The sequence below is a fragment of the Granulimonas faecalis genome, assembly GCF_022834715.1.
GTDB classification, from domain to species: domain Bacteria; phylum Actinomycetota; class Coriobacteriia; order Coriobacteriales; family Atopobiaceae; genus Granulimonas; species Granulimonas faecalis.
On sequence record NZ_BQKC01000001.1, the window covers coordinates 816,404 to 837,939 of the forward strand.

19 protein-coding genes and 3 tRNA genes are annotated in these 21,536 nt (G+C 68.1%); 15 read left to right on the plus strand and 7 right to left on the minus strand.

Features of this window, described 5'->3' with window-relative positions:
* Positions 1 to 14 precede the first annotated feature (14 nt).
* The gene (locus OR600_RS03710; RefSeq protein WP_251164246.1) at positions 15 to 3,257 is read left to right on the plus strand and encodes a hypothetical protein; all 3,243 of its coding nucleotides are present in this window, start codon (positions 15 to 17) and stop codon (positions 3,255 to 3,257) included.
* Positions 3,258 to 3,498: 241 nt separating this feature from the next.
* Here OR600_RS03710 and OR600_RS03715 read toward each other — a convergent pair whose 3' ends face one another.
* The 6 genes from OR600_RS03715 to OR600_RS03740 all read right to left on the minus strand — a co-directional run bounded on the left by OR600_RS03715 (position 3,499) and on the right by OR600_RS03740 (position 8,745).
* On the minus strand, positions 3,499 to 4,401 hold the full coding sequence (locus OR600_RS03715; RefSeq protein ID WP_204408298.1) for a ketose-bisphosphate aldolase: 903 nt from the start codon (positions 4,399 to 4,401) through the stop codon (positions 3,499 to 3,501).
* A gap of 82 nt (positions 4,402 to 4,483) precedes the next feature.
* Positions 4,484 to 5,581 carry a PTS fructose transporter subunit IIC gene (locus OR600_RS03720; protein WP_135977681.1) on the minus strand — a complete coding sequence of 366 codons (1,098 nt, stop codon included), beginning with the start codon at positions 5,579 to 5,581 and terminating at the stop codon, positions 4,484 to 4,486.
* Positions 5,582 to 5,625: 44 nt separating this feature from the next.
* A complete protein-coding gene (locus OR600_RS03725) occupies positions 5,626 to 5,931 on the minus strand; it encodes a PTS fructose transporter subunit IIB (RefSeq protein ID WP_251164248.1) in 306 nt (101 codons plus the stop codon).
* Positions 5,932 to 6,103: 172 nt separating this feature from the next.
* On the minus strand, positions 6,104 to 6,979 hold the full coding sequence (locus OR600_RS03730) for a MurR/RpiR family transcriptional regulator (protein ID WP_204407850.1): 876 nt from the start codon (positions 6,977 to 6,979) through the stop codon (positions 6,104 to 6,106).
* Positions 6,980 to 7,291: 312 nt separating this feature from the next.
* Positions 7,292 to 8,314 carry a diacylglycerol/lipid kinase family protein gene (locus tag OR600_RS03735; RefSeq protein WP_135977678.1) on the minus strand — a complete coding sequence of 341 codons (1,023 nt, stop codon included), beginning with the start codon at positions 8,312 to 8,314 and terminating at the stop codon, positions 7,292 to 7,294.
* A gap of 357 nt (positions 8,315 to 8,671) precedes the next feature.
* Positions 8,672 to 8,745 (minus strand) — tRNA-Gly (locus tag OR600_RS03740).
* A 287-nt stretch (positions 8,746 to 9,032) separates the two neighbouring features.
* Here OR600_RS03740 and OR600_RS03745 point away from each other — a divergent pair.
* The 8 genes from OR600_RS03745 (at position 9,033) to OR600_RS03780 (ending at position 14,389) form a co-directional block, all read left to right on the plus strand.
* Positions 9,033 to 10,247 (plus strand): tyrosine-type recombinase/integrase, encoded by a 1,215-nt coding sequence (locus tag OR600_RS03745; protein WP_265590691.1) that lies wholly within the window; start codon positions 9,033 to 9,035, stop codon positions 10,245 to 10,247.
* A gap of 106 nt (positions 10,248 to 10,353) precedes the next feature.
* On the plus strand, positions 10,354 to 11,043 hold the full coding sequence (locus OR600_RS03750; protein ID WP_265590692.1) for a hypothetical protein: 690 nt from the start codon (positions 10,354 to 10,356) through the stop codon (positions 11,041 to 11,043).
* Positions 11,044 to 11,284: 241 nt separating this feature from the next.
* Complete coding sequence (locus tag OR600_RS03755; protein ID WP_265590693.1) at positions 11,285 to 11,494, plus strand: helix-turn-helix domain-containing protein; 210 nt, start codon at positions 11,285 to 11,287, stop codon at positions 11,492 to 11,494.
* A gap of 38 nt (positions 11,495 to 11,532) precedes the next feature.
* Positions 11,533 to 11,832 (plus strand): hypothetical protein, encoded by a 300-nt coding sequence (locus tag OR600_RS03760; protein ID WP_265590694.1) that lies wholly within the window; start codon positions 11,533 to 11,535, stop codon positions 11,830 to 11,832.
* A 57-nt stretch (positions 11,833 to 11,889) separates the two neighbouring features.
* A complete protein-coding gene (locus OR600_RS03765) occupies positions 11,890 to 12,243 on the plus strand; it encodes a hypothetical protein (RefSeq protein ID WP_265590695.1) in 354 nt (117 codons plus the stop codon).
* A 203-nt stretch (positions 12,244 to 12,446) separates the two neighbouring features.
* A complete protein-coding gene (locus tag OR600_RS03770) occupies positions 12,447 to 13,370 on the plus strand; it encodes a DnaB-like helicase C-terminal domain-containing protein (RefSeq protein WP_265590696.1) in 924 nt (307 codons plus the stop codon).
* A gap of 118 nt (positions 13,371 to 13,488) precedes the next feature.
* Positions 13,489 to 13,851 carry a hypothetical protein gene (locus tag OR600_RS03775; RefSeq protein ID WP_265590697.1) on the plus strand — a complete coding sequence of 121 codons (363 nt, stop codon included), beginning with the start codon at positions 13,489 to 13,491 and terminating at the stop codon, positions 13,849 to 13,851.
* Between the two features lie 181 nt (positions 13,852 to 14,032).
* On the plus strand, positions 14,033 to 14,389 hold the full coding sequence (locus tag OR600_RS03780; protein WP_265590698.1) for a hypothetical protein: 357 nt from the start codon (positions 14,033 to 14,035) through the stop codon (positions 14,387 to 14,389).
* Between the two features lie 297 nt (positions 14,390 to 14,686).
* On the opposite strand, the gene OR600_RS03785 is transcribed toward OR600_RS03780, so the two are convergent.
* Positions 14,687 to 14,763 (minus strand) — tRNA-Pro (locus tag OR600_RS03785).
* A gap of 151 nt (positions 14,764 to 14,914) precedes the next feature.
* On the opposite strand from OR600_RS03785, the gene gdhA reads away from it, so the two are divergent.
* From gdhA to OR600_RS03815, 6 genes are all read left to right on the plus strand, one after another.
* Positions 14,915 to 16,246, plus strand: coding sequence for an NADP-specific glutamate dehydrogenase (gene gdhA, locus OR600_RS03790; RefSeq protein WP_265590699.1), 1,332 nt, complete (start codon positions 14,915 to 14,917; stop codon positions 16,244 to 16,246).
* 147 nt (positions 16,247 to 16,393) lie between these two features.
* Positions 16,394 to 16,479: transfer RNA gene (locus OR600_RS03795), tRNA-Leu, on the plus strand.
* Positions 16,480 to 16,658: 179 nt separating this feature from the next.
* Entirely contained in the window at positions 16,659 to 17,981 is a 1,323-nt protein-coding gene (gene tig / locus OR600_RS03800) for a trigger factor (RefSeq protein ID WP_265590700.1), read from the plus strand.
* Positions 17,982 to 18,055: 74 nt separating this feature from the next.
* Positions 18,056 to 18,676 carry an ATP-dependent Clp protease proteolytic subunit gene (locus OR600_RS03805; RefSeq protein WP_265590701.1) on the plus strand — a complete coding sequence of 207 codons (621 nt, stop codon included), beginning with the start codon at positions 18,056 to 18,058 and terminating at the stop codon, positions 18,674 to 18,676.
* A gap of 3 nt (positions 18,677 to 18,679) precedes the next feature.
* Positions 18,680 to 20,017: an ATP-dependent Clp protease ATP-binding subunit ClpX gene (clpX, locus tag OR600_RS03810; RefSeq protein ID WP_135977675.1), complete on the plus strand. Its 1,338-nt coding sequence runs from the start codon at positions 18,680 to 18,682 to the stop codon at positions 20,015 to 20,017.
* A gap of 97 nt (positions 20,018 to 20,114) precedes the next feature.
* On the plus strand, positions 20,115 to 21,521 hold the full coding sequence (locus OR600_RS03815; RefSeq protein ID WP_135977674.1) for an aminopeptidase: 1,407 nt from the start codon (positions 20,115 to 20,117) through the stop codon (positions 21,519 to 21,521).
* Positions 21,522 to 21,536 lie beyond the last annotated feature (15 nt).

Consider the following 21,536-nt stretch of genomic DNA (forward strand, 5'->3'; position numbering starts at 1 on the left):
TTTCAGGAGCCGCCATGAACCGATTCACCCCGCGTGCTTGGCGCCGTTTTGTCGGCGTCGCCGTTGTTCTATGTGCATTGATGCTGCTTGCGCCGCGACCGGCGCTGGCGCAGACGACGCCCGAGCCAGCCGACGCCAACCGCCGCCAGCTGGTGCTTGTGGTTCGTTTTGCAGGCGATGCCACCGGCGACGGTGCCACCGGCCTCAACGCCGCCTACCCCTACGGTGGTGCCTACCGCACCCAATACGAATCTTTCTTGCGCGACCTCAACGGCGAGGTAAGTTCCAAGACAACACTTCAGACTCTGTACAGCTACATCAAGACCGTCTCTTTGGGCCAGTGCCGCTTGGCCTCTGTCACTCCCCAGTACGATGCCTCCACCGGTCGCGTGGCCTATCTCACGCTGCCCGGAAGTCGAGGCTCTTACCGCGCCTCCGAGTCCATTGCGGCCGACGCCGTGAAGGCCTTCTCGGCCGCCTATCCTGCCTTTGACGCCTCCGTGCTCGATGGCAACGGCGACGGCCTGGCGGACAACGTGCTCGTGGTGCCCGAGACGGGCTCCTCCGTGCCGCAGGTGGGCGACGCCTGTTGGCCCCGTCGCTCCAACCTGGGGGCTCCGGCATCATTGGGCTCTTCGGGCGTGCGGGCGTTCGACTACACGCTGGTGGACACCACGCATCTTGCGGGCGTGGGCACCGTTGCCCACGAGACGCTCCATGTCTTTGGCGCCCGCGACCTCTATCGCGGCGGCTCTGCCGAGATCAGCCAGGGCAGCAACATGCCCGTGGGCGTGTGGGACATCATGGCTCAGCATGGCGGCTCCAAGCTCATGTGGCCGCTGGCGATCACCCGGGCCGACTGCGGCTGGCTCCCTCTCGACACCGTGGACGCCGGCACCTACACTCTGGCGGCCCCTGGTTCTGGCCGCCAAGCCGTGGCCGTGCGCTCGCCCCTCTCCGACAGCGAGTACTTTGTCCTGGAGTACCGTCGCGCAAATACCGACATCGCCGATCTCTCGGCCCTCGATACCTCCCAAGAGGGCTCGCTCATGACCATCGGCGGTTCCGGCCTGCTCGTGTATCGCGTGAACCCAGTCGCCAAGCCCGAGGGAAACAAGGGTGACAAGGATTACGTGTACCTGTTCCGCTCCGGCGAGACAGGCGGTCCCCGCGGCAACGGTGCCGGCGACATACGTCATTGCCAGCTGAGCTTGGGCGGCCGCGAGAGCCTGGGGTCGCAGGATCTCTCTCTGGGTCTCGAGGACGGCGCCATCACCCTGTCCGATGGCCAGAACTCGGGCCTTGTGGTGCGGGTGACCGGTCAGACCGACAATTCGGTGACCTTTGCCGTGACGAAACCCTCCTCGGCCGACGCCGGGCTCTGGACCCGGGCCACCGACGGCTCCGGCGCTTGCCCGCTGCCCTCGACCAACGTTGTGGCCAGCGATGTCGCGGCCAGCGGCCCCTCTGTGCTCCAAGCGGTGCAGACGGGCGTTGGCAGCGGTTCCAAGGTGTCTGCTGCGGTCTTTGACGGGACCTCGTGGAGCTCGCTTGCCGCAGTGGCCTCCGGCCAGGACCTCAAGGCCGTTGCCGCCTCGGGCTCTGGGCGCTACGTGCTCACCGTGGCCTATGGCTCGCCCAACCGTTTCACGCTGTATCGCCAGACCGGCTCCGGCCCGTGGTCCTCCGTTGCCTCGGTGACGGGCTCCGGCAACGCCGGCGAGGTGGCCGTGGTGGGCGGCACGGCGTACGTGCTGGTGGAAGATGGTGGCGTGCAGGCATACCGCCTGGACGGCTCCCGTCTCGCGACGGTGGGGGCCAAGGTCCCGTGCGGGTACGTTGCGGCGCTCGCAGTTGTCGACGTCGGCGGTGTGCCCGCTGTGGCCGTGTCTGACTTCTCGGCGTCCTCCACGGGCCTGTGGCGTCTCTCAGGCTCTTTGTGGACCAAGGTCTGGAGCCACGCCGGTGCGGCCAACGGTCTGAGCTCGGCTTTTGTCGGGCAGACCGGGTACCTCCACGTGAAGGGGCAGGACGGCTCGGGCGGTATGGTGTCGGTGGCCCCGTCAGGAACGCCTGTCTATACGGCGCTCCCGTCCTCGGTGCCCGCCGCCCTCGAAGGGTCGCTTGCGGCGAGCGGCGGTTCGCTCTACCTGGCCGTCTCTGCGCAGTCGGGCAATGCCGTGACCGTGTGGAAGGCATCGCCGTCAAAGCTGGGCACCTGGGGGCAGGTGGGTTCCCGCGTGGTGGGCTCCTCTGACAACGTGGGCGCCGTAGCGGCCGGGACCCGCGTCTACGTGGCTTCCGTGGGTGGGGGAGCGGCTTCGCTGCGCTGGCGCGACGTGGGCACCGCTGCCGAGAAGCCGCAGGTACCGACCAAGCCCGAGAAGCCCGTCGCGACCAAGCTGACCTCGGTGGAGGTGCAGGGAGGGCCGCGCACCTGGAACGGCGGTGCCCACACGCCCGTCGTCATCGTGAAGGCTGGCAACGTCGTGGTGCCTGCCAGCGGGTACACCGTGAGCTACAAGAATAATGTGGATGTGGGCACGGCAAAGGTTGTCGTTGTGGGCAAAGGCTCTTACGTCGGCACCGTGAACGCTACCTTCGCCATCGCCAAGGGCCGGCCCGGTTGGGTGGCCGCGGGCAGCGGGCAACGCTGGTCCACCGGCTCGGCCTGGCAGACCGGCTGGCTGAGGGCGGCCGGCCAGACCTACTGGCTGGGCGCCGACGGCTACATGCGCACAGGCTGGCAGGACGTCGACGGCCAGCGCTACCTATTCCGGGGGAAGGAAAACCCCTACGGGCCAGAGGGCTCCATGGGAATCGGCTGGCTGAAGGAGGGCGGCTTCTGGTACATCTTTCGCCGATCCGGCAGCCCCTACGGCCCGGTGGGCTCCATGGGCCGCGGTTGGCTCAAGGACGGCGGCAAGTGGTACTTCTTCGACCGCTCCAGCGGCCGCATGGCCACCGGTTGGGTAGCCGACGGAGGGTCCTGGTACTACCTGAGTGCCTCCGGGGCCATGGTCACCGGGTGGCTCAAGGAGGGCGGCTCCTGGTACTACCTGGACGGCTCTGGAAAGATGCTCACCGGCTGGTACCGCGTGGGCCGGGACTGGTACTGGAGCGACGCCTCGGGCCGCATGGCCTCTGACCGCTGGGTGGGTGACTACTACCTCACCGGCTCCGGCGCCATGGCCACCAGCCGTTGGGTGGGCCGGTACTGGGTGGATGCCTCGGGCCGCTGGACCCGCACGCGCTAGGGAGGGGCTCTCCCGTCCCCTCCTTGCCCCCTCTCCCGCCGTCCCCCCCCCCGGCGCCTGAAAGCGATTGAGGGCGCCCTCAGCTGCTTTCAGGCGCAGGGGGGGACGGGCCGCGGTCGCGCCCCTCCCGGCCGGGCCGTCGCCCGGCGCCACGCTCCTCTCCTGTCTCTGCCACACAGAACGGCCCCGCACGCAGCTGCGTGCGGGGCCGTTCTCGTAGTCGTGGTGTCGGCGGGTTGCCCTACACCAGTGCCTGCCTCCACTGCGGCGTGCACTGGGCGCGGTAGATGGCGGCCTTGCCACAGCTGTCCAGGAGCTCCATTTTCTGGGTGAGCACCTGCTTGGCCGCGTCGATGCACTCCGGGAAAAGGTTGTTGGGGTCCCATCCCGAGCCCTCGCGGCTCAACACCTCGCGGGCCTTCTCAAAGAAAGCGCTCTTGTAGTCGCTGGAGATATTGACCTTGGCGATACCCAGGCGCACGGCCTCGGCAATCTCGGAGTCGGGGTTGCCCGAGCCGCCGTGCAGCACCAGGGGCACGTCCACCACGTGGGTGATCTCCTCGAGCACGTCCATGCGCAGCTTGGGCGTCACGCCCTTGGGATAGAGGCCGTGGCAGGTGCCGATGGCAACGGCCAGGCTGTCGATGCCGGTCTCGTTCACAAACTGTGCCGCCTTGGCGGGGTCGGTGTAGATGACCTCGGTCATGCCGCCCTCGATGGAGGTGCCGGTGTCGCCGATGGTGCCCAGCTCGCCCTCCACCGATACGTCCACCATGTGGCTGTAGCGGACTACCTCGGCGGTCTTGGCCACGTTCTCCTCAAAGGGCAGCGAGGAGCCGTCGATCATGACGGAGGAGAAGCCGTCGTGGATGGCGCGCATGCAGCTCTCGATGGAGTCGCCGTGGTCCATGTGCAGCACAAAGGGCACAGGACTGTTGGAGATGCGGGCGATGACGTACTTGAAGAAGTCGTCCTTGCAGTAGTCGAGCTCCGTGGGGTGCACGGCGATGATGGCGGGGGCGTCGTTGGCCTCGGCGGCCTCCACCACGCAGCGGACGAGGTTGGACTCGCTGATGTTGAAGGCCCCCACGGCGAAGTGGTTGTCCTTGGCCACCGAGAGCATCTGCTTCATGTTGACGAGCATGGGTGGTACTCCTTTGCGTTTCAAACGGTATGGGTCCGTAGGGAATACCCGGCGGCCACGGGGCCGCCGGGATGGTGCCTGGTTAGGAGAGCTTGAACTCGGAGAGGTCGAGCTCCTCTTCCTCGAAGTTGCCGTCGATGTCCACCGCGTCGGGGTCGATGCGCCTCTTGAGGAGGAAGAGGATGGTGCCGGTGACCAGGGTGCCGGCGAGCAGCGCCAGCACGGCCACGAGAGGCTCGCTCATGGCGGGGATCACGAAGACGCCGCCGGAGGGCACGGGGCTGGCGTTGCCGAAGAAGAAGCTGATGGCGCCGCAGACGCCGCAGCCGATGGAGGTGGCGCAGACGGTGCGCACCAGGTCGTTCATGGCGATGGGGATGACGCCCTCCGAGATCATGCAGAGGCCCATGGGGAAGGCCACCTTGATGTTCTCGACCTCCTCGTTGTTGAAGATGGGCTTGTGGAACCACTTGGAGAAGAGCCACGCCAGGGTGACGCCGAAGGGCGGGACCATGGCGGCGAGCACCTTGATGCCCTCGGGCTCCATGATGCCGTCGGCCAGCAGGCCGTCGCAGATGAGGTTGGGGACCTTGGAGATGGCCCCGCCGTAGTCGATGCAGCCGATGAAGCCGATGATGAAGCCGTAGGCGAGCTTGGCGGATTGGTCGAGGCCGACGATGAAGTCGTTGAGGGCCTGAGTGAGGGCCATGACCGGCTCGCCGATGACGAAGAGCATGATGAGGGCGCCGAGGATGGCGGTGATCGTGGGCACGATCATCATGGGCATGAGTGCCTGGGCCCACTTGGGGACCTTGAGGTAGGTCACGAGCGCCAGGGCGATGTAGCCCGCGATGAAGCCGCCGATGAGGCCGCCCAAAAAGCCGGTGCCCAGGAACGAGGCGATCATGCCCATGAGGAAGCCGGGGGCGAGGCCGGGGCGGTCGGCCAGGGTGTAGGCGATGTAGCCCGAGATGAACGCGGGGATGAGCCCCATACCGAAGACGCCGACGGTGGTGAGGGCGTCGGGCACGGTCATACCCTCGAGGCTCTCCACGTTGCTGCCGCCGCAGAGGTTGCCGATGGCGATGAGGAGGCCGGAGGCGACGATGAGGGGCAAAAGGTAGCTGATGGCGGTGAGGACCGGTTGCTTGAACTGGACCTTTATCTTCTTTGAAGCCATGGTGGGCCTTTCTCGTACGGGAAGGTAAGGGTCGGGGCGGTCTCCTAGAGTTCCGCCTGGATCTTCTTGAGCACCTGGCGGGGCGCCTTGATGGCGATGTCGGTGGGGATCTCCATGACGCGCTTGCCCTCGAAGCGCTCGCGGCCCTCGACGTGCACGTCCACGGCCAGAAGCACGGCGTCGGCCTCGGCGATCTGCTCGGGCGTGAGCTCGTTCTCCACGCCGATGGTGCCCTGGGTCTCGATGTGGATGTCCACGCCGAGGTCGTCCGCCGCGTTCAGGAGCGCCTCCCTCGCCATGTAGGTGTGGGCGATCCCGCTGCAACAGGCACAGATTCCGACGATCTTCATGGTTCTCCCTCCAACGGTCCTTGGGCCGGGTGGCCCTGTGTGCTTGCTGAAACTGTGTTTCATTATGCAGAAGAGAATGAAACAACGTCTCAGAACGGGCCTGAGGACCGCCAGCGGTAGGTTTCAACCGGTGAGCGTTGGATTGTATTCAGTTAGTGATAAAGAGGGGGAATCAGCTCATCGTGGGCGTCGACATCTTGTCGCGACCCAGCGACTTGTGCTCCATGCGGGCGTGCTCGAGCGCCTGGCTGCGGCCGGTCATGACGAGGAGGAAGAGCGCCTCCACCACGAAGTCCGCCGAGATGTGCGACGAGAACTGGCTGCTCGAGAGGGCGTGGTCCCGCGACACCGTGTGGAGCACGCAGTCCGCGCGCGGGGCGAAAGGTGCGGCGGGGTTTGAGGTGACGAGCACCACGGGGGTGGAGCTGTCCTCCGCGTTGTCGAGGATGGTCTCGAGGCGCCGCGAGTACCCGGACGACGAGACGAGCACGAGCACGTCGGTGGGCCGGAGGGAGAGCGAGGCCAGGATCATGGACTCGGTGGTGGCGGGGCACTGGCAGCGGACGCCGATCTGCCCGAGCTTGAACGCCAGGTTGGCGCAGACGGGGATGGAGTTGCCCACCGCGGCGAACACCACGGAGTCGGCGTTCTGGACGAGGTCGACCACCCGGGAGACGACGGCGGGGTCGAGCCCGCGGGCCGTGGCGCGGAGCTCCGAGACCTTGGTCTCGAGGATGAGCTCGAGCGACCCCGACACGTCCGCGGTGGAGACAGACGCGGCGGCCGGCGTCTTGGGTCCGTCCGCGCCCTCGCCCTCCTCCGCAGCGATGGTCATGCGGAGGTCGGAGAAGCTGTCGAACCCGATGTGTCTCACAAAGCGCGACACCGTGGCCGCGGAGGTGCCGCTGCTCTCGGCTATCTCGCGCACGGAGAGGAACGGCACGCGGCTCACGTTGCGCACCACGAAGTCGGCCACCTTGGCCTCGGTACCGGGGAGGCGGTCGTAGGCGCCGCAGACGATGTCGATGGCCGACTGGCGTTCTACCATGGTGCGTCCCTCCCTTTTCTCCCTGGCCCCCATCATAGCGGCAGCGGGGGAGGGCCTGCGCCGTCCGGCCGCGCTTGCCGCCTGCGGCGTCCGGAAATCGCGGTCGCAGACGGTGTCTTTGGTCGAGCGGCCGTCCTTATCGGCCTGAAATCACGATTTCAGGCCGTTCTGGACGAGGATGGCGAGCCGGGAGACCTCGGAACCGACCTGGAATCGCGGTCTCGTACACCGGCCAACGCCGCCAGCTCCGCCGCCGAGCCCCACCGCCGAGACCCACCGCCGGCACCGGTCCGGTACCTTGTCGCGCCCGGCCTACTCGCCCCGCAGTTTGCCGGCCAGCTTGGAGCCGAGCAGCCCCTCGGTCACGCTCGGCTTGTCCACCGTCACCGGATCGGGGTGCCACTCAAAGGAGTTGGGCACCAGCACCTCGAGTGCGCTGGGCTCGCAGCGCACGTCGAACACCCTGCCGTGCAGCGGCTCGCCGTCCACCTGGGCCGGGGGCTCCTCGTCGAACTCCACGCGAATGCGGGAGAACGGCGCGATCTCCACCGCGTCGGAGCCGGCGTGCATGCCAAAGCGCGCGCCGGTGAACAGCGCGAGCGTCGCGGCCCTGCCCGGGATGCGCACGTTGCGGCAGAGATCCAGCCTGCCGTCGACGGGGGAGGCCTCCGGGCACACCCTGAACCCGCCGCCGTAGGTAGGGCCCACCTGGCAGGCGAAGATGATCTCCCGGCCCTCCTTGCGCGGGCCGCCGTCCACACGCATCTCGTAGTGCCAGCCGTCGCTGTGCTCGGAGAGGATGCGGTAGCCGCTTTTGGCGAACAGTCTGGTACCGGCGAGGCCGTTCTTGGTGCGCGTGCCCATGGTGTCCAGGGCGATGGCGGCGTCCAGGCCGAAGGAGCATGTCTCGCAGAAGTACTCGCCGTTGACCTCGCCCAGGTCCAGCGCCACGGGGGTCCCGTTGGTCACCTGGCCGAGGCTCGCCATGGGGTCGTTGAGGGCCATGTGCAGGGTGCGGCCGTAGTCGTTGCCCGACCCCATGGGTATGACGCCCAGACGCGGGCGCTTGGGTTTGGGCACCGCCATGAGGCCGTTCACCACATCATGGATCACGCCGTCGCCGCCGAGGGCGATCACCGTGTCGTTGCCGGCCGCCTTGGACGCGTGCCTGCGGGCGTCCCCGGGCTTCTCGGTGCGCACCACCTTGAAGCCGGAGGTGGCGTTGTCGTAGCTCTGGAGGAACCGCTCCACGAAGTCCGCTGCGCCGGCCCCCTTGCCGCTGTGGGCGGCGGGGTTGGCGATCACGAGGGTGCGTCCGAGTCTGCTCTGGGTCATGGTTGCTCCGGGTCGGTGGGCCGAGTGTTGCGCCGGTGGCACACGCCCCATGCTACCCGTCTGCGCCGTCTCTGCCGGGCGGGTTTGCCCGGGCGCCCGGAAAAGGCGGCTTGGCATGTCTTGCGTGGGCGCCGCGGCGTGTGACGTGTGACAGCGGTGCCTGGCCCATCTGTCACTCGCTCTATTGCGCTGCTGATGGGACGGGAAGGCTGTGGCTGCCGTCGGGGGGGCGGGTGCCTCCGTCCTCCACAGTTGGGACAAAAGTGCCCGACCATTGGGACAAAAGTGTCCGGGTGTTGGGACAGCCGGGCCACGAGAAAGGGCGCCCCGCTGCCGGGACGCCCTGGGTCTGTCGTATGGAGCGGGCGACGGGAGTCGAACCCGCCTCATCAGCTTGGAAGGCTGAGGTTCTACCGATGAACTACGCCCGCAAACACAAGCAGTATAGCCTACGGCGGGCCGCGTGGGCCCATGAAGGGCAGAGCGGGCGCCGGGCCATGGACCCGACGCCCGTGCGTCTTCTGGTCGGGGCGACTGGATTCGAACCAGCGACCCTCTGCTCCCAAATGATACGTGCTAGGTAGTACCGATAGGGACCATTAGAGCTGTAGACCTTGAATAACAGCGATTATGTGGGATAGAGTGAGCCCATTAGGTACCGACGTTCACCAAGTTTGCGGACCAGTTTGCGGACCATCTTGCGGACCAGGGGGTTGCCATGAAGTACCAGAGCGCGTTTCTGAAGGACAGGAAGGGGCGCAAGGGATGGACTGGCTATCTGAAGTTCAAGGACGGGGATGGCCGGTGGCGCGAGTGCTCCCGGTCCCTCAAGGCCGCCACGAAGACCGAGGCACGTCGCGAGCTGGCATCGTGGAGGGCGGAGATGGAGGATGCGGCCGAGCGCGAGGCCGAGGCCCGTACAGACGCGCTCGGGACTCGCGCAGAGGTTCCCGACTACGTGGCGGGCATGGTTGACCGCCTGGAGGCTTCGGGGGCCATAGAGCCCTCGACGGCGAGCGGCTACCGCACGACCGTCAACCACATACGACGCCGGTTCACGGGCGTGACTGTGGCCGACCTCACGGCGGCTGAGGTTCAGGCGTGGGAGGCCGACTTGACGGCGAGCGGCCTCGGCTCCTCGACCGTGGGCAAGTGCCACAGGCTCCTCAAACAAGCCATGAAGGAGGCGTGCGCCCTCGACCTAATCAAAAGGAACCCCCTCGACGCGGTGAGGCCGCCCAAGAGGCGGCCGGTGCACGAGGGAATCAACGCCCTGGACCTCGACGGGCGCACGAGGCTCCTCGACGCCCTGGACGCCATGGAGCTTACGCCCGTGACGGTGGGGGCCCGCGTGGCCCTCTACACGGGGCTCAGGCGCGGCGAGGTGTGCGGCCTCAGGTGGGCCGACATCGACCCCGAGGCGGGGGTGCTCTGGGTAAGGCGTTCCATAGGCAAGGGCGGCTACGTGAAGGATCCCAAGACGGGGAAGGGGCGCGACGTGGCGCTCCCGCCGAGCCTCGCGGCGGCGCTGGCCGACTGGAGAGCGTTCATGGAGGAGGCCTACAGGGCCGCGGGGGCCGTGCTCCCACGGACGGCCTATGTGCTCGGGTACGGGGACCGGTTCATGAGCCCCGAGCTCCTCGGGAAGCAGTGGGCGACCCTTGCGGGGGCCCTGGGCATCCGGGGCACCGAGGGGCGCATACCGACGTTCCACGACCTCAGGCATACATGGGCGACGCTTTACCTTGCGGCCGGCGGGGACGTGAAGACGGCCGCGAGCAACCTTGGCCATGCGGATGTGTCAATGACCCTCAACACGTACGCAAGCGCCGACCCGGATGCCAAGAGGCGGGCGGCCGTGCTCGTGGAGGGCGCCATGAGGGCCCCCGAGGGCGCGGCTGTGCCATTCAGGGCGAGGGGGGAGGCCGTATGAGGGCGATACCCGGCGCAATCTCGTATAACGTACATTATGTAAAGCTGGAAGTGTGTTTTTCGACGCTGTTTGTCGACAAACGACCCGGTGAAGGCCGTTTTTCATCATGAGCGGCGATGTGCTCAGCACGGGCGGTGACCCTCGTTGCCACGTCTTGGGCGTGCTGAACAGGGCCGCTGACAGTTGCGGGTGGCTAGGAGTCGAAGGCATCGAATCTCTTGCGGGGTTCCTTGTGGGAACCGATGGAGAGAGGCACGAGAGAAAGCCCGGAACTATGGCCAACCCTCCAGACCTCGATTGGGGAGAAAGCCCGTTGGGGGAGGTTGTTTTCGGCGATGGCCGGCACGACCCCCGGCGCATGGAGTGGTGCGAGGTGTCGAAGCCGTGGGGGTTCGGAACTATGGCGGGGCTCAGAGAGATTGGAGTGACCCCGGACCACAGGCAGAACCCCGGACGCATGGGAGCCGAGGAGGTGCGCCATATCCTAGCGGCGGTATGCGCCAGGGCCGACCAGGCGGGGGACCTCGACGGGTTCGACCGTTGGCTAGAGGGCCGCATCAGGCGGCCGTCTCCTTGGTTCGTGGGAACTTCGGAGGAGGCGGAGTATGAGGCCTTGGTAGAGCAAGCCGAGGCATGCCTGGGGGCCGAGGGCTTGCGGCGGCTGGTCGAATACGCGCGGCTCCTCACGTTGGACCCCGAGCTGGTTCGGGATGGCGCGGACCCTGAACAGCTGGGGGCCGTGAGGGAGGGGGTTCTTACGGACCGCTATCGGGCGGTGTCACCGGCCGTTCGTTAGCTTGTGGTGTCCTTGTGGAGACGGCAAAGGGAGCCTCTCAAGGCAAATAGGCCCTCAGCGTTCCCCGACAAACCCCAGCAGACTACGAGGAGTGACAACCCCCGGAATAATATGCCCCGAGACCCCGAAAAAGGGGCTTCGGGGCATATTTCGTGCAGAATCGCGAGTACCTATGGGCGAGTGTACAGTCCGGTTGTCCGTGCGCACGGCGTGACCCAAAGGCACGTCGAAGGGCAACAAAATGGCAATCGAAATCATGAAGGACGGGGCGGCCGTGGCCGCTCCCGATACCCCGGCACTCGTGACCGTGGCCAAGGCGGCCGATGTTCTCGGGGTGACCGAGGCGACCGTCTACCGCATGGTGCGCAACGGCGAGATTCCGGCCGTGAAGGTGCGCAGGGTGTGGCGCGTCAACCTGACCGAGTTCGTGGCCCGGGGCGGCTCCCTATGACGGCCCGGGAAAGGGCCCTCGCGGCGCACTGGGGGCCCATGTGCCGCGATGACATGAGGGCCCAGTACCAAATCATGTTCAGCGAGCGGGGGGCCGTGTCCTACCCCCTCCCGCAATGCGCCCTCGCGGTGGGCGACGGGGCCGCCGAGCGTGCGGCCCGGAAGGCGCTTGTCATGGCCATGGGCTACCCGCCGAGCATACGGTTCCGCTCCCCCCACCACGCGCTCGTGTCGTTCAGGAAGGCCGTCGACCTATGCCCGAACCCGGCGGGTCGCGCTGTGCTTCGCCTCAACGGCGAGGCCTTGGGCGACGTGTGCAAGCTCAAGAGCGGCGCGTGAGGGCCCGTGGAGTGGGGAGAGGGGTTCAGCCGGACCCCGAACCCATGGCTGGAGGCCATGGCCCGCGCGGGGTGCTCGGCTAGCGAGGTGCTGACCGTGGCGGCCCTCTGTGGGCGCATGAGGCCCGAGCCGGGCGGCGGATGGGTGGCGGGCTACCCGGCCGCCGAGCTGTGCGAGCGCCTCGGCTGGGGCGAGCGGAGGCGCGTTCAGGCCGTGGCGCGCCTCAAAGGCCGAGGGTTCCTGGAGCCCATCGGCTACGCCCACAAGGGGCGGGCGGCCGAATACCGCATGTTCCCAGGCATCCCTTACAGGTTCCCAGCCAAGCGCCACGAGGGGTCCGACCCCCAGCCGACGGGGCGCGACCTGAAGCCGTGGCGGCTCCCGGAAGGGGAGCGCGGCCGGGACCCGTGACGCGCCTGAAGCCCTATCAGACCGACAGGGATTCAGGCCTCAAAGGGTGCTTGAACCGAGAACCCTTACAGCCCAAAGGGTTCTTGAACCGAGCACTAAAGGGTGCTTGAACCGAGAACCCCTATACGAAGGTACGAAAGGGGGCGGCCCATAGAGGGCCGCCCCCGGGGCCGAGGGCCCTCGACCGATGGGAGAGTGACGAAATGGAGCAGAGCGAGACGGGCGGCAACTGGGAGCTGTGGACGATGGAGTTCGGCGACGCGGCCCGCGACCTCAAGGCCTACCGGAACCCGCCCCCGGTGACCCCGACGGGGTTCGAAGCCCTCGACGCCCTCAAGGGCGGGGGCCCCTGCCCCGGCGTGCACGTGCTCATGGGCATGCCCGGCGCCGGGAAGAGCGCGCTGGCCCTCGATGTGGCCCTGAAGGTGGCCATGGGACGCGGCCGGGTGCTCTACGTGAGCGCGGAGATGGGCCGCCAACAGTGCCTGGCCCGCCTCTGCTCGTGCCTCGCGGCCATGGGTGCGGCGGGGGCCGACGGCGAGCCCCTACAGGGGTTCCCCTGGAGCCGGTGGGAGGCCATGGGCGCGGCTTGCGGGCCCGAGGGCGAGGACGCTGGCACGCGTGCGCTCGCGGCCTTGGCCAAGTACGCGCCGGGGCTCGTGTTGGCCGACGGCGGCCGGGCGGTGACCGTGCCCGGCCTGTGCGCGGTGATACGCGAGGCGGCGGCCATGGGGGTGTCGCTCGTGGTCGTGGACTACCTTCAGCGGCTTGCGTGGCCCGAGGGCCAAGAGCCAAGCGACCAGTTCCAAGCCGTCACGAGGGCGTCGAAGGCCGTCACGGCGGCGGCCAAGGAGGCCCGGGTGCCCGCGCTCTGCCTCTCCTCGATGAACCGGGCGGCTCTGAAGGACGGAAAGCCGACCATGTGGGGTGGCCGCAACAGCGGGGACATCGAATATGACGCCGAGACGGTGATGCAACTGATCCCAGCAGACGAAGGCGCGGGGACCTCGGGGCACAGGGCCGTGGACCTTCACGTGACGAAGAGCCGGTGCGGGGCCCAGACTGGCGAGCGCCCGATATCCCTCGACCTCGACGGCCCCCATTGCATGTTCAGCGAGTACGCGTGAGGGCGCCCGAACTACGGGCGAGCTACGGGCGAGGCCCGACAGGAAGCACGGGCGAAGCTTGGCCCGGCCGCCGAGGCCGGGCCATGGAGGGCCAACAGGGGCCGGGAAGGTGGGGACGATGCCGAGTGGAGACAGGACCCCGAAGGGGAGGCGCGACGCGCTCATGTTGGCCATGCTCGGGGGCGCGAGCGTGGCCGAGGCGGCCGCCGAGGCCGGGATACCGGGGCGCACTGCGCGGGCCATAGCGGCCGACGACGGTTTCAGGGCCGAGCTGGGGGCCATGAGGGCGCGGGTGCTCGACGCGGCCGGAGCCGAGGTGGCCGAGGACCTGGCCCAGGGCGCGCGGGAGGCGGTGGCCGTGCTCAGGGCCTACGCGGCGGGCGGCTACTTCGCCACGGATGCGACCCGCATACGGGCCGCCGAGGCCCTTTGCCGGGCGGCCACGGCGGCGGGCGTGGACCCGTTCGCCAAGGCGCCCTAGGGGCCGCGCGGGGGCCCGGCGCGCCCCGGGAGGCAATCGGAGGGCCCGGGTGCCCGTGGCGCGCCTCTCAGGGGCGCTCTGGGGACGCCCAGGGGCATCCACGGGGACGGCGGCCGCCCGGTGCGGTACCCTCTGAACTAGCCAACGTTCCTGTAAACAACGACCATGAAAGGACAATCCCATGACAACAGAGACTGGAGCGGCCGTGCCGAGGGGCGCGGGCATCGGCGTGGCCTACCGCGACCTCAGGGCCGGGGCGGCCGGGGCCATTGCTGGGGCGCTGGACGTGCTGGACGGCGTGGCCGCGAGGGGCGGCGTGTGCACGGCCGAGGGCCTGAACCTGGCGGCCCTGGCGGTGGAGAGGGCCAAGGTGGTCCACGAGGCGACCGACTGGGAGGCCCACGAGGCGGAGACGGAGGCCCTGGGCACGCTCTGCCGCATCATGGAGGACGCGAGCCCGGGGCGGCTCATGGTGGCCCCCGGGGAGCTGGGGGCGCTCAGGGCCTGTGTGGCGCGGGCGCTGGCGGCCGCATCGTAGGCGAGGACAGGCACGGAAGGCGTTGGCACTGGGGCCCGGGCACAAAAGCCCGGGCCCCTTCTCGTGGGCGCTCGATGGGGGCCCGGAAACACGGCGGGGCCTGGCCGGTTTCCCGACCAGACCCCTAGCCAACGTCCCTCACAACGACGTGAAGGAACGGCCCCACTGTACCCCTCTGGGTGGCCCCCGTGGGCTCCCGGCGCCGCATCCCGGCCCAAGTTTGCGGACCATCTTGCGGACCGTTTGCGGACCAAGAAAAAGCTGATACCCGATATGAACCGAGTACCAGCGGTTTTTTGGTCGGGGCGACTGGATTCGAACCAGCGACCCTCTGCTCCCAAAGCAGATGCGCTACCAAGCTGCGCCACGCCCCGTCAGGTCCATGAGTATAGCGCGGCCGCCGGCGCCCGGCCGCCGTATCCATCCTGTTACCGGAAGCCGGGCGCTGCCGCGGGCCCATTTGACCCCTCCTTATGCTCAGATAAGCGTTTGCCAGGCCCCAAGCCTTGCTTCGAGAGGAGCCCCATGTCTTATACAGAGCGTGTCGTCGGCGAGCTCAAGACCCGCTACGCCGACCAGCCCGAGTTCGTCCAGGCCGCCACCGAGGTCCTGGAGTCCATCGAGCCCGCCGTCTCCGCCCACCCCGAGTACGAGGCCACCGGCCTGCTCGAGCGCATCGTGGAGCCCGAGCGCGTGGTCATGTTCCGCGTGCCGTGGACAGACGATGACGGCAAGGTCCAGGTCAACCGCGGCTTCCGCGTGGAGTACAACAGCGCCATCGGCCCCTACAAGGGCGGCCTGCGCTTCCACCCGTCCGTGAACCTCGGCATCCTCAAGTTCCTTGGCTTCGAGCAGATCTTCAAGAACGCCCTCACCGGCCTGCCCATGGGCGGCGGCAAGGGCGGCGCCGACTTTGACCCCAAGGGCAAGTCCGACCGCGAGGTCATGGCCTTCTGCCAGTCGTTCATGACCGAGCTCCAGCGCCACATCGGTCCCGACACCGACGTGCCCGCCGGCGACATCGGCGTGGGCGGCCGCGAGATCGGCTACCTCTTCGGCCAGTACAAGCGCATCCGCGACCAGTTCTCCGGTGTGCTCACCGGCAAGGGCCTCTCCTTCGGCGGCTCGCTCTGCCGTACCCAGGCCACCGGTTACGGCCTCGTCTACTTCGTCGACACCCTGCTCGCCGACAAGGGCGACTCCCTCGAGGGCAAGACCGTGGTGGTCTCCGGCGCCGGCAACGTGGCCATCTACGCTATCGAGAAGGCACAGGCCCTCGGCGCCGCCGTGGTCACCTGCTCCGACTCCTCCGGCTGGGTCCACGACCCCGACGGCATCGACGTGGAGCTCCTCAAGGACGTCAAGGAGCGCCGCCGCGAGCGCCTCACCGCCTACGTGGAGGCCCGTCCCGGCGCCACCTACCACGAGGGCCGCAGCGTATGGTCCGTGCCGTGCGACGTCGCGCTGCCCTGCGCCACCCAGAACGAGCTCCTCATCGACGATGCCGAGGCCCTCGTGGCCAGCGGCTGCAAGGTGGTGGGGGAGGGGGCCAACATGCCCACCACCCTCGACGCCACCCAGTACCTCATCGCCAACGGAGTGGCCTTCTGCCCCGGCAAGGCGGCCAACGCCGGTGGCGTGGCGGTCTCGGGCCTCGAGATGAGCCAGAACTCCGAGCGCCTCTCCTGGACCTTCGAGGAGGTGGACTCCCGCCTCAAGGGCATTATGGAGAACATCTACGCCACCGCCTCGGCGGCGGCCGAGGCGGCCGGCGCCCCCGGCAACCTCGTGGTGGGCGCCAACTGCGCCGGCTTCCTCAAGGTGGCCGACGCCATGTACGCCCAGGGCATTGTTTAGGCCTGCGCAGACAAGGACGTTTCCTCAGCGCCCCTATCCGTCTGAAAGCGGATAGGGGCGCCCTCAATCGCTTTCAGGCACAGGGGTTCGTGCGGGGCTCGGGAGCGCAGGGGCTCTGGGGGCCGCTCTGCTAGAATGCCCTTGCATGCGGGTGTGGCGGAACTGGCATACGCGCTGGATTTAGGTTCCAGTGGACCCTGTCCATGGAGGTTCGAGCCCTCTCGCCCGCACCATCTGCGCACCCGGCCCCCGGCGCTTACCGGGGGCCCGCCGCGGCCGGGGCCCTTTGTGGAGCGGCCGCCCCTTTTTTGACGTTGGCGTCCACTTGGCGCACAATGTACCTCCGTGAAGCTAGGTGCATTCTGGCACCCGGGTAGCCGCATGGCGCGGCAAAGACTTTTCAGGAGGAACGTTGAACATCACCGTCACCGCAGGGGATCCCGTCGATTCCAAGCTTTCCGCAGATGTCACCATCCCCGCCGACGACGTGAACAAGGCCGTCGCCAAGGCCTATAAGGACATTGCCAAGCGCTACAACTTCCAGGGCTTCCGCAAGGGCCGCGCCCCGCGCCCCGTCATCGACGCCGCCGTGGGCCGCGAGGCCGTGATGGCCGACGCCACCAACGCGCTGCTCTCCGCCGCCGAGCCCCTCGTGCTCAACGAGCTCGACGTCGTGCCCGTGGGCGACGTTGACTTCGGCGAGGACCTCGAGTCCGCCCAGGAGAAGCAGGACTACACGGTGAAGGTCACCGTCAACCTCATCCCCGAGGCCGAGCTCAGCTCCTACGACCCCGTCGCCATCTCTATGCCCCCGGCGGACGCCACCACCGCCGAGATCGACCAGCAGCTCGACGTCCTCATGGGCTACCAGGCACGCTTTGAGGACGCCGACGGCGACCACGCCGTGGTCTCGGGCGACTTCGTGAACGTGGACGTCGAGGACATCGAGAACGGCGAGCGTCTCGCCGGCGAGAACCGCATGCTCGCCACCGAGGCCGGCATGCTCCCCGAGGCCCTCGAGGAGGCCCTCGTGGGCATGAAGCCGGGTGACGAGAAGGAGGTCGAGTTCACCCAGGGCGAGGGCGACGACGCCCAGACCGTCAAGGTCAAGGTCAAGGTCAAGGTCAACGACATCAAGGTCAAGGTCGTGCCCGAGCTCACCGACGACTTCGCCAAGGACGTCTTCGGCTTCGACGGCCTCGACGCCCTGCGCGACGCCGTGTCCATCGAGATCAAGGGCGACAAGGACCGCAACCTGCCCGCCCTCAAGGAGGAGCGCGCCGTCACCGAGCTTGAGAAGCGCCTCGAGATGGAGACCGTGCCCGAGGACTACGTCAAGCAGGTCCACGACGAGATCGCCCGCCAGTTCGTCTCCGACCTCCAGGCCCAGGGTCAGACGGTGGACTCCTTCCTCCAGATGCGCCACATCACCATCGACCAGCTCCTGGCCGACCTCCAGCTCCAGGCCACCGAGCACGCCCGTCAGTCCATCGCCCTCGACGCCCTGGCCAGGCACCTCGCCATCGAGGTCACCGACGACGACGTCAAGGCCGAGTTCTCCGACGTCTACGACTCCGACAAGGCCGTGAAGAAGGCCATGAAGGAGTTCGCCGAGTCGGGCCAGATGCCCGCCGTGCGCCAGACCATCCGTCGTTCCAAGGCCGTCTCCTGGCTGCTCGACAATGCCCAGGTGACCGAGGTCGACGAGATTGCCGAGAAGCGCGCCAACAACTAAGACAGTCCCGGTCATGGCGGTCGGGGGCCCCGGTCCGGGGCGCCCGACCGCCTTATCGGGAGGAAAGGTGCGACATGACCCACAGGCCCACCAACATCCCGAACATCCCCTACGTCATCGAGCAGACCCCCCGCGGGGAGCGCTCCTACGACATCTACAGCCGCCTGCTCAACGACCGCATCGTGTTCCTCGGCGAGCAGGTGGACCCCAACTCCGCCAGCCTGGTGATCGCCCAGCTCCTGCACCTCGAGAGTCAGGATCCGGACAAGGACATCGCCCTCTACATCAACTCGCCGGGCGGCGACATCTACTCCGGCCTGGGCATCATCGACACCATGAACTACATCAAGCCGGACGTCTCCACCATCTGCGTGGGCATGGCCGCCTCCATGGGCGCCATGATCCTGGCCTCCGGCGCCAAGGGCAAGCGCTTCGCGCTACCCAACTCCATGGTACTCATCCACCAGCCCTCCAGCGGCGTCCAGGGCCAGCAGACCGACATCCGCATCGTGGCCGAGGAGACCAGCTACCTGCGCAGGCACCTCAACCAGATGCTCTCCGACGCCACGGGCCAGCCCTTCGACCGCATCGAGGCCGACACCGAGCGCGACAACTACATGCGCGCCCAGGAGGCCCTCGAGTACGGGCTCGTCGACAAGGTCATCACCAGCCGCGCAGACGCGAGCGAGGACTAGCCTATGAGCGACTTCGAGAAGGGCAACGGTGACGGCGAGCTGCACTGCTCGTTCTGCGGCAAGAGCCGCGACCAGGTGGACAAGCTCATCCAGGGGCCCGACGGCGTCTACATCTGCGACGAGTGCGTGGAGACCTGCTCCGACATCATCAACGAGGCCGAGCAGCTCGACGGCCCGGAGTCCCCGGCCGGCATGCTCATCGACGAGCTGCCCACCCCGCACGAGATCTACGACGAGCTGTCCCAGTACGTCATGGGGCAGGAGGACGCCAAGCGCGCCATGGCGGTGGCCGTGTACAACCACTACCGCCGCATCATGACGGGCGCCCCCGTCACCGCCCCGGCGGACGACCGCCTGTCCTTTGGCGCGGCGGCCGCGGCCGACGACGGCGAGGGCGAGGTGGAGCTCGCCAAGAGCAACATCCTGCTTCTGGGGCCCACCGGCACCGGCAAGACGCTCCTCGCCCAGACCCTCGCGCGGTTCCTCGAGGTGCCCTTCGCCATCGCCGACGCCACCACCCTCACCGAGGCCGGCTACGTGGGCGAGGACGTGGAGAACATCCTGCTCAAGCTCATCAACGCCGCCGACGGCGACGTCGAGCGCGCCCAGGTGGGCATCGTCTACGTGGACGAGATCGACAAGATCGCGCGCAAGGCGGAGAACTTCTCCATCACCCGCGACGTCTCGGGCGAGGGCGTGCAGCAGGCCCTGCTCAAGATCCTCGAGGGCACGGTGGCCTCGGTGCCTCCCCAGGGCGGCCGCAAGCACCCCCAGCAGGAGCTCATCCAGATCGACACCACCAACATCCTGTTCATCTGCGGCGGTGCCTTCGTGGGCCTCGACAAGATCGTGGCCGACCGCATCGGCAAGAAGGGCATCGGCTTCGGCTCCGACCTGGGCACCCGTACGGAGGAGTCCGAGGACGAGCTCATGGCCCAGGTGAGCCCCCAGGACCTGCACAAGTTCGGCCTCATCCCCGAGTTCATCGGCCGCATCCCCGTGGTCACCAACACCAAGGAGCTCACGGAGTCCGACCTCGTGGACATCCTCACCGAGCCCAAGAACGCCCTGGTGAAGCAGTACCGGCGGATGTTCGAGATCGAGGGGGTCCAGCTCGACTTCGAGCCCGACGCCCTGACCGAGATCGCCGCCAAGTCCCTCGAGCGCGGCACCGGCGCCCGCGGCCTCAGGGCCATCTGCGAGGCGACCCTCCAAGACACCATGTTCGACATCCCCTCCGAGCCCGACGTCGTGCGCGTCGAGGTCACCAAGGAGTCCGTCGACGGCCTCGAGCAGCCCCGCCGCATCTCGGCCGAGACGGCCCGCCACCTGGCGGGTTAGGGCGTCCACACCGCATCGCACCCGGGGCGGCCTCCCGCAGGACGGGGGAGGCCGCCCCTGCCACCTAATGTCGAGCACAGAGAGAAAGGCACCCACCATGGAACGTCCCTGCGCCTGGAACCGCTACGACGACAGGCAGCTCGCCGACCTAGAGTCCCTCGCCGCCGACTACCGCACCTTCATCTCGGAGAACAAGACCGAGCGCGAGTGCGTGGCCGCCTCCGTGCGCCTGGCCGAGGCCGCCGGCTACACCGACCTCGCCGACGCCGTGGCCGCCGGCCGCGCCGTCAAGCCGGGCGACCGCCTCTACGTGAACACCCGCGGCAAGGCCCTCACGCTGTTCTGCGTGGGCACCGAGCCCATCGAGGCCGGCATGGACATCCTGGGCGCCCACGTGGACTCCCCGCGCCTGGACGTCAAGCAGAACCCCGTGTACGAGAAGGCCGACCTCGCCTTCCTCGACACCCACTACTACGGCGGCCTCAAGGCCAACCTCTGGGTGGCCACGCCCCTGGCCATCCACGGCGTCGTGGCCAAGAAGGACGGCTCCGTGGTGCCCGTGGTCGTGGGCGAGGACCCCGCCGACCCGGTGTTCTGTATCTCCGACATCCTCATCCACCTCGCCCAGGAGCAGATGAAGAAGCCCATGGCCGAGGCCGTGGAGCACGAGAAGCTCGACGTCATCGTGGGCGGCCGGCCCCTCGTGGACGGCTCCGGCGACGATGACGACGCCAAGGGAGAGGCTGTCAAGGGCCTGCTGCTCCAGATCCTCGGCGACCGCTACGGCATCGAGGAGGAGGACCTCCTGTCCGCCGAGCTCGAGGTGGTCCCGGCCGGCCCCGCCCGCGATATGGGCTTCGACCGCTCCATGATCCTGGGCTACGGCCACGACGACCGCGTGTGCGCCTACACGTCCCTCCGCGCCATGCTCGACGTCGAGGCGCCGCGCCGCACCTCCGCCTGCCTGCTCGTGGACAAGGAGGAGATCGGCTCCGTGGGCGCCACCGGCATGGACGCCCTCTACTTCGAGAACGCCGTCGCCGAGCTCATGGAGCTCGCCGGCGAGGGCGGGTCGCTGCGCCTGCACCGCGCCCTGGCCAACTCCCGCATGCTCTCGAGCGACGTCTCCGCGGGCTTCGACCCGGCCTACGCCGACCGCTTCGAGGAGAAGAACTCCGCGTTCCTCGGGCGCGGCCTCTGCTTCAACAAGTACACGGGGTCCCGCGGCAAGAGCGGCTCCAACGACGCCGACGCCGAGTACGTGGCCCAGGTGCGCGCCATCATGGACGGCGCCGACGTGGCGTTCCAGACCTGCGAGCTCGGCCGCGTGAACGCGGGCGGCGGCGGCACCATCGCCTACCTCATGGCCCACTACGGCATGGACGTCATCGACTCCGGCGTGGCCGTGCTGTCCATGCACTCCCTCTGGGAGGTCGTCTCCAAGGCCGACGTCTTCGAGGCCTACCGCGGCTACAAGGCGTTCCTGGAGTGCCCGGAGGCCTAGGCCCCGGTCCCTCCC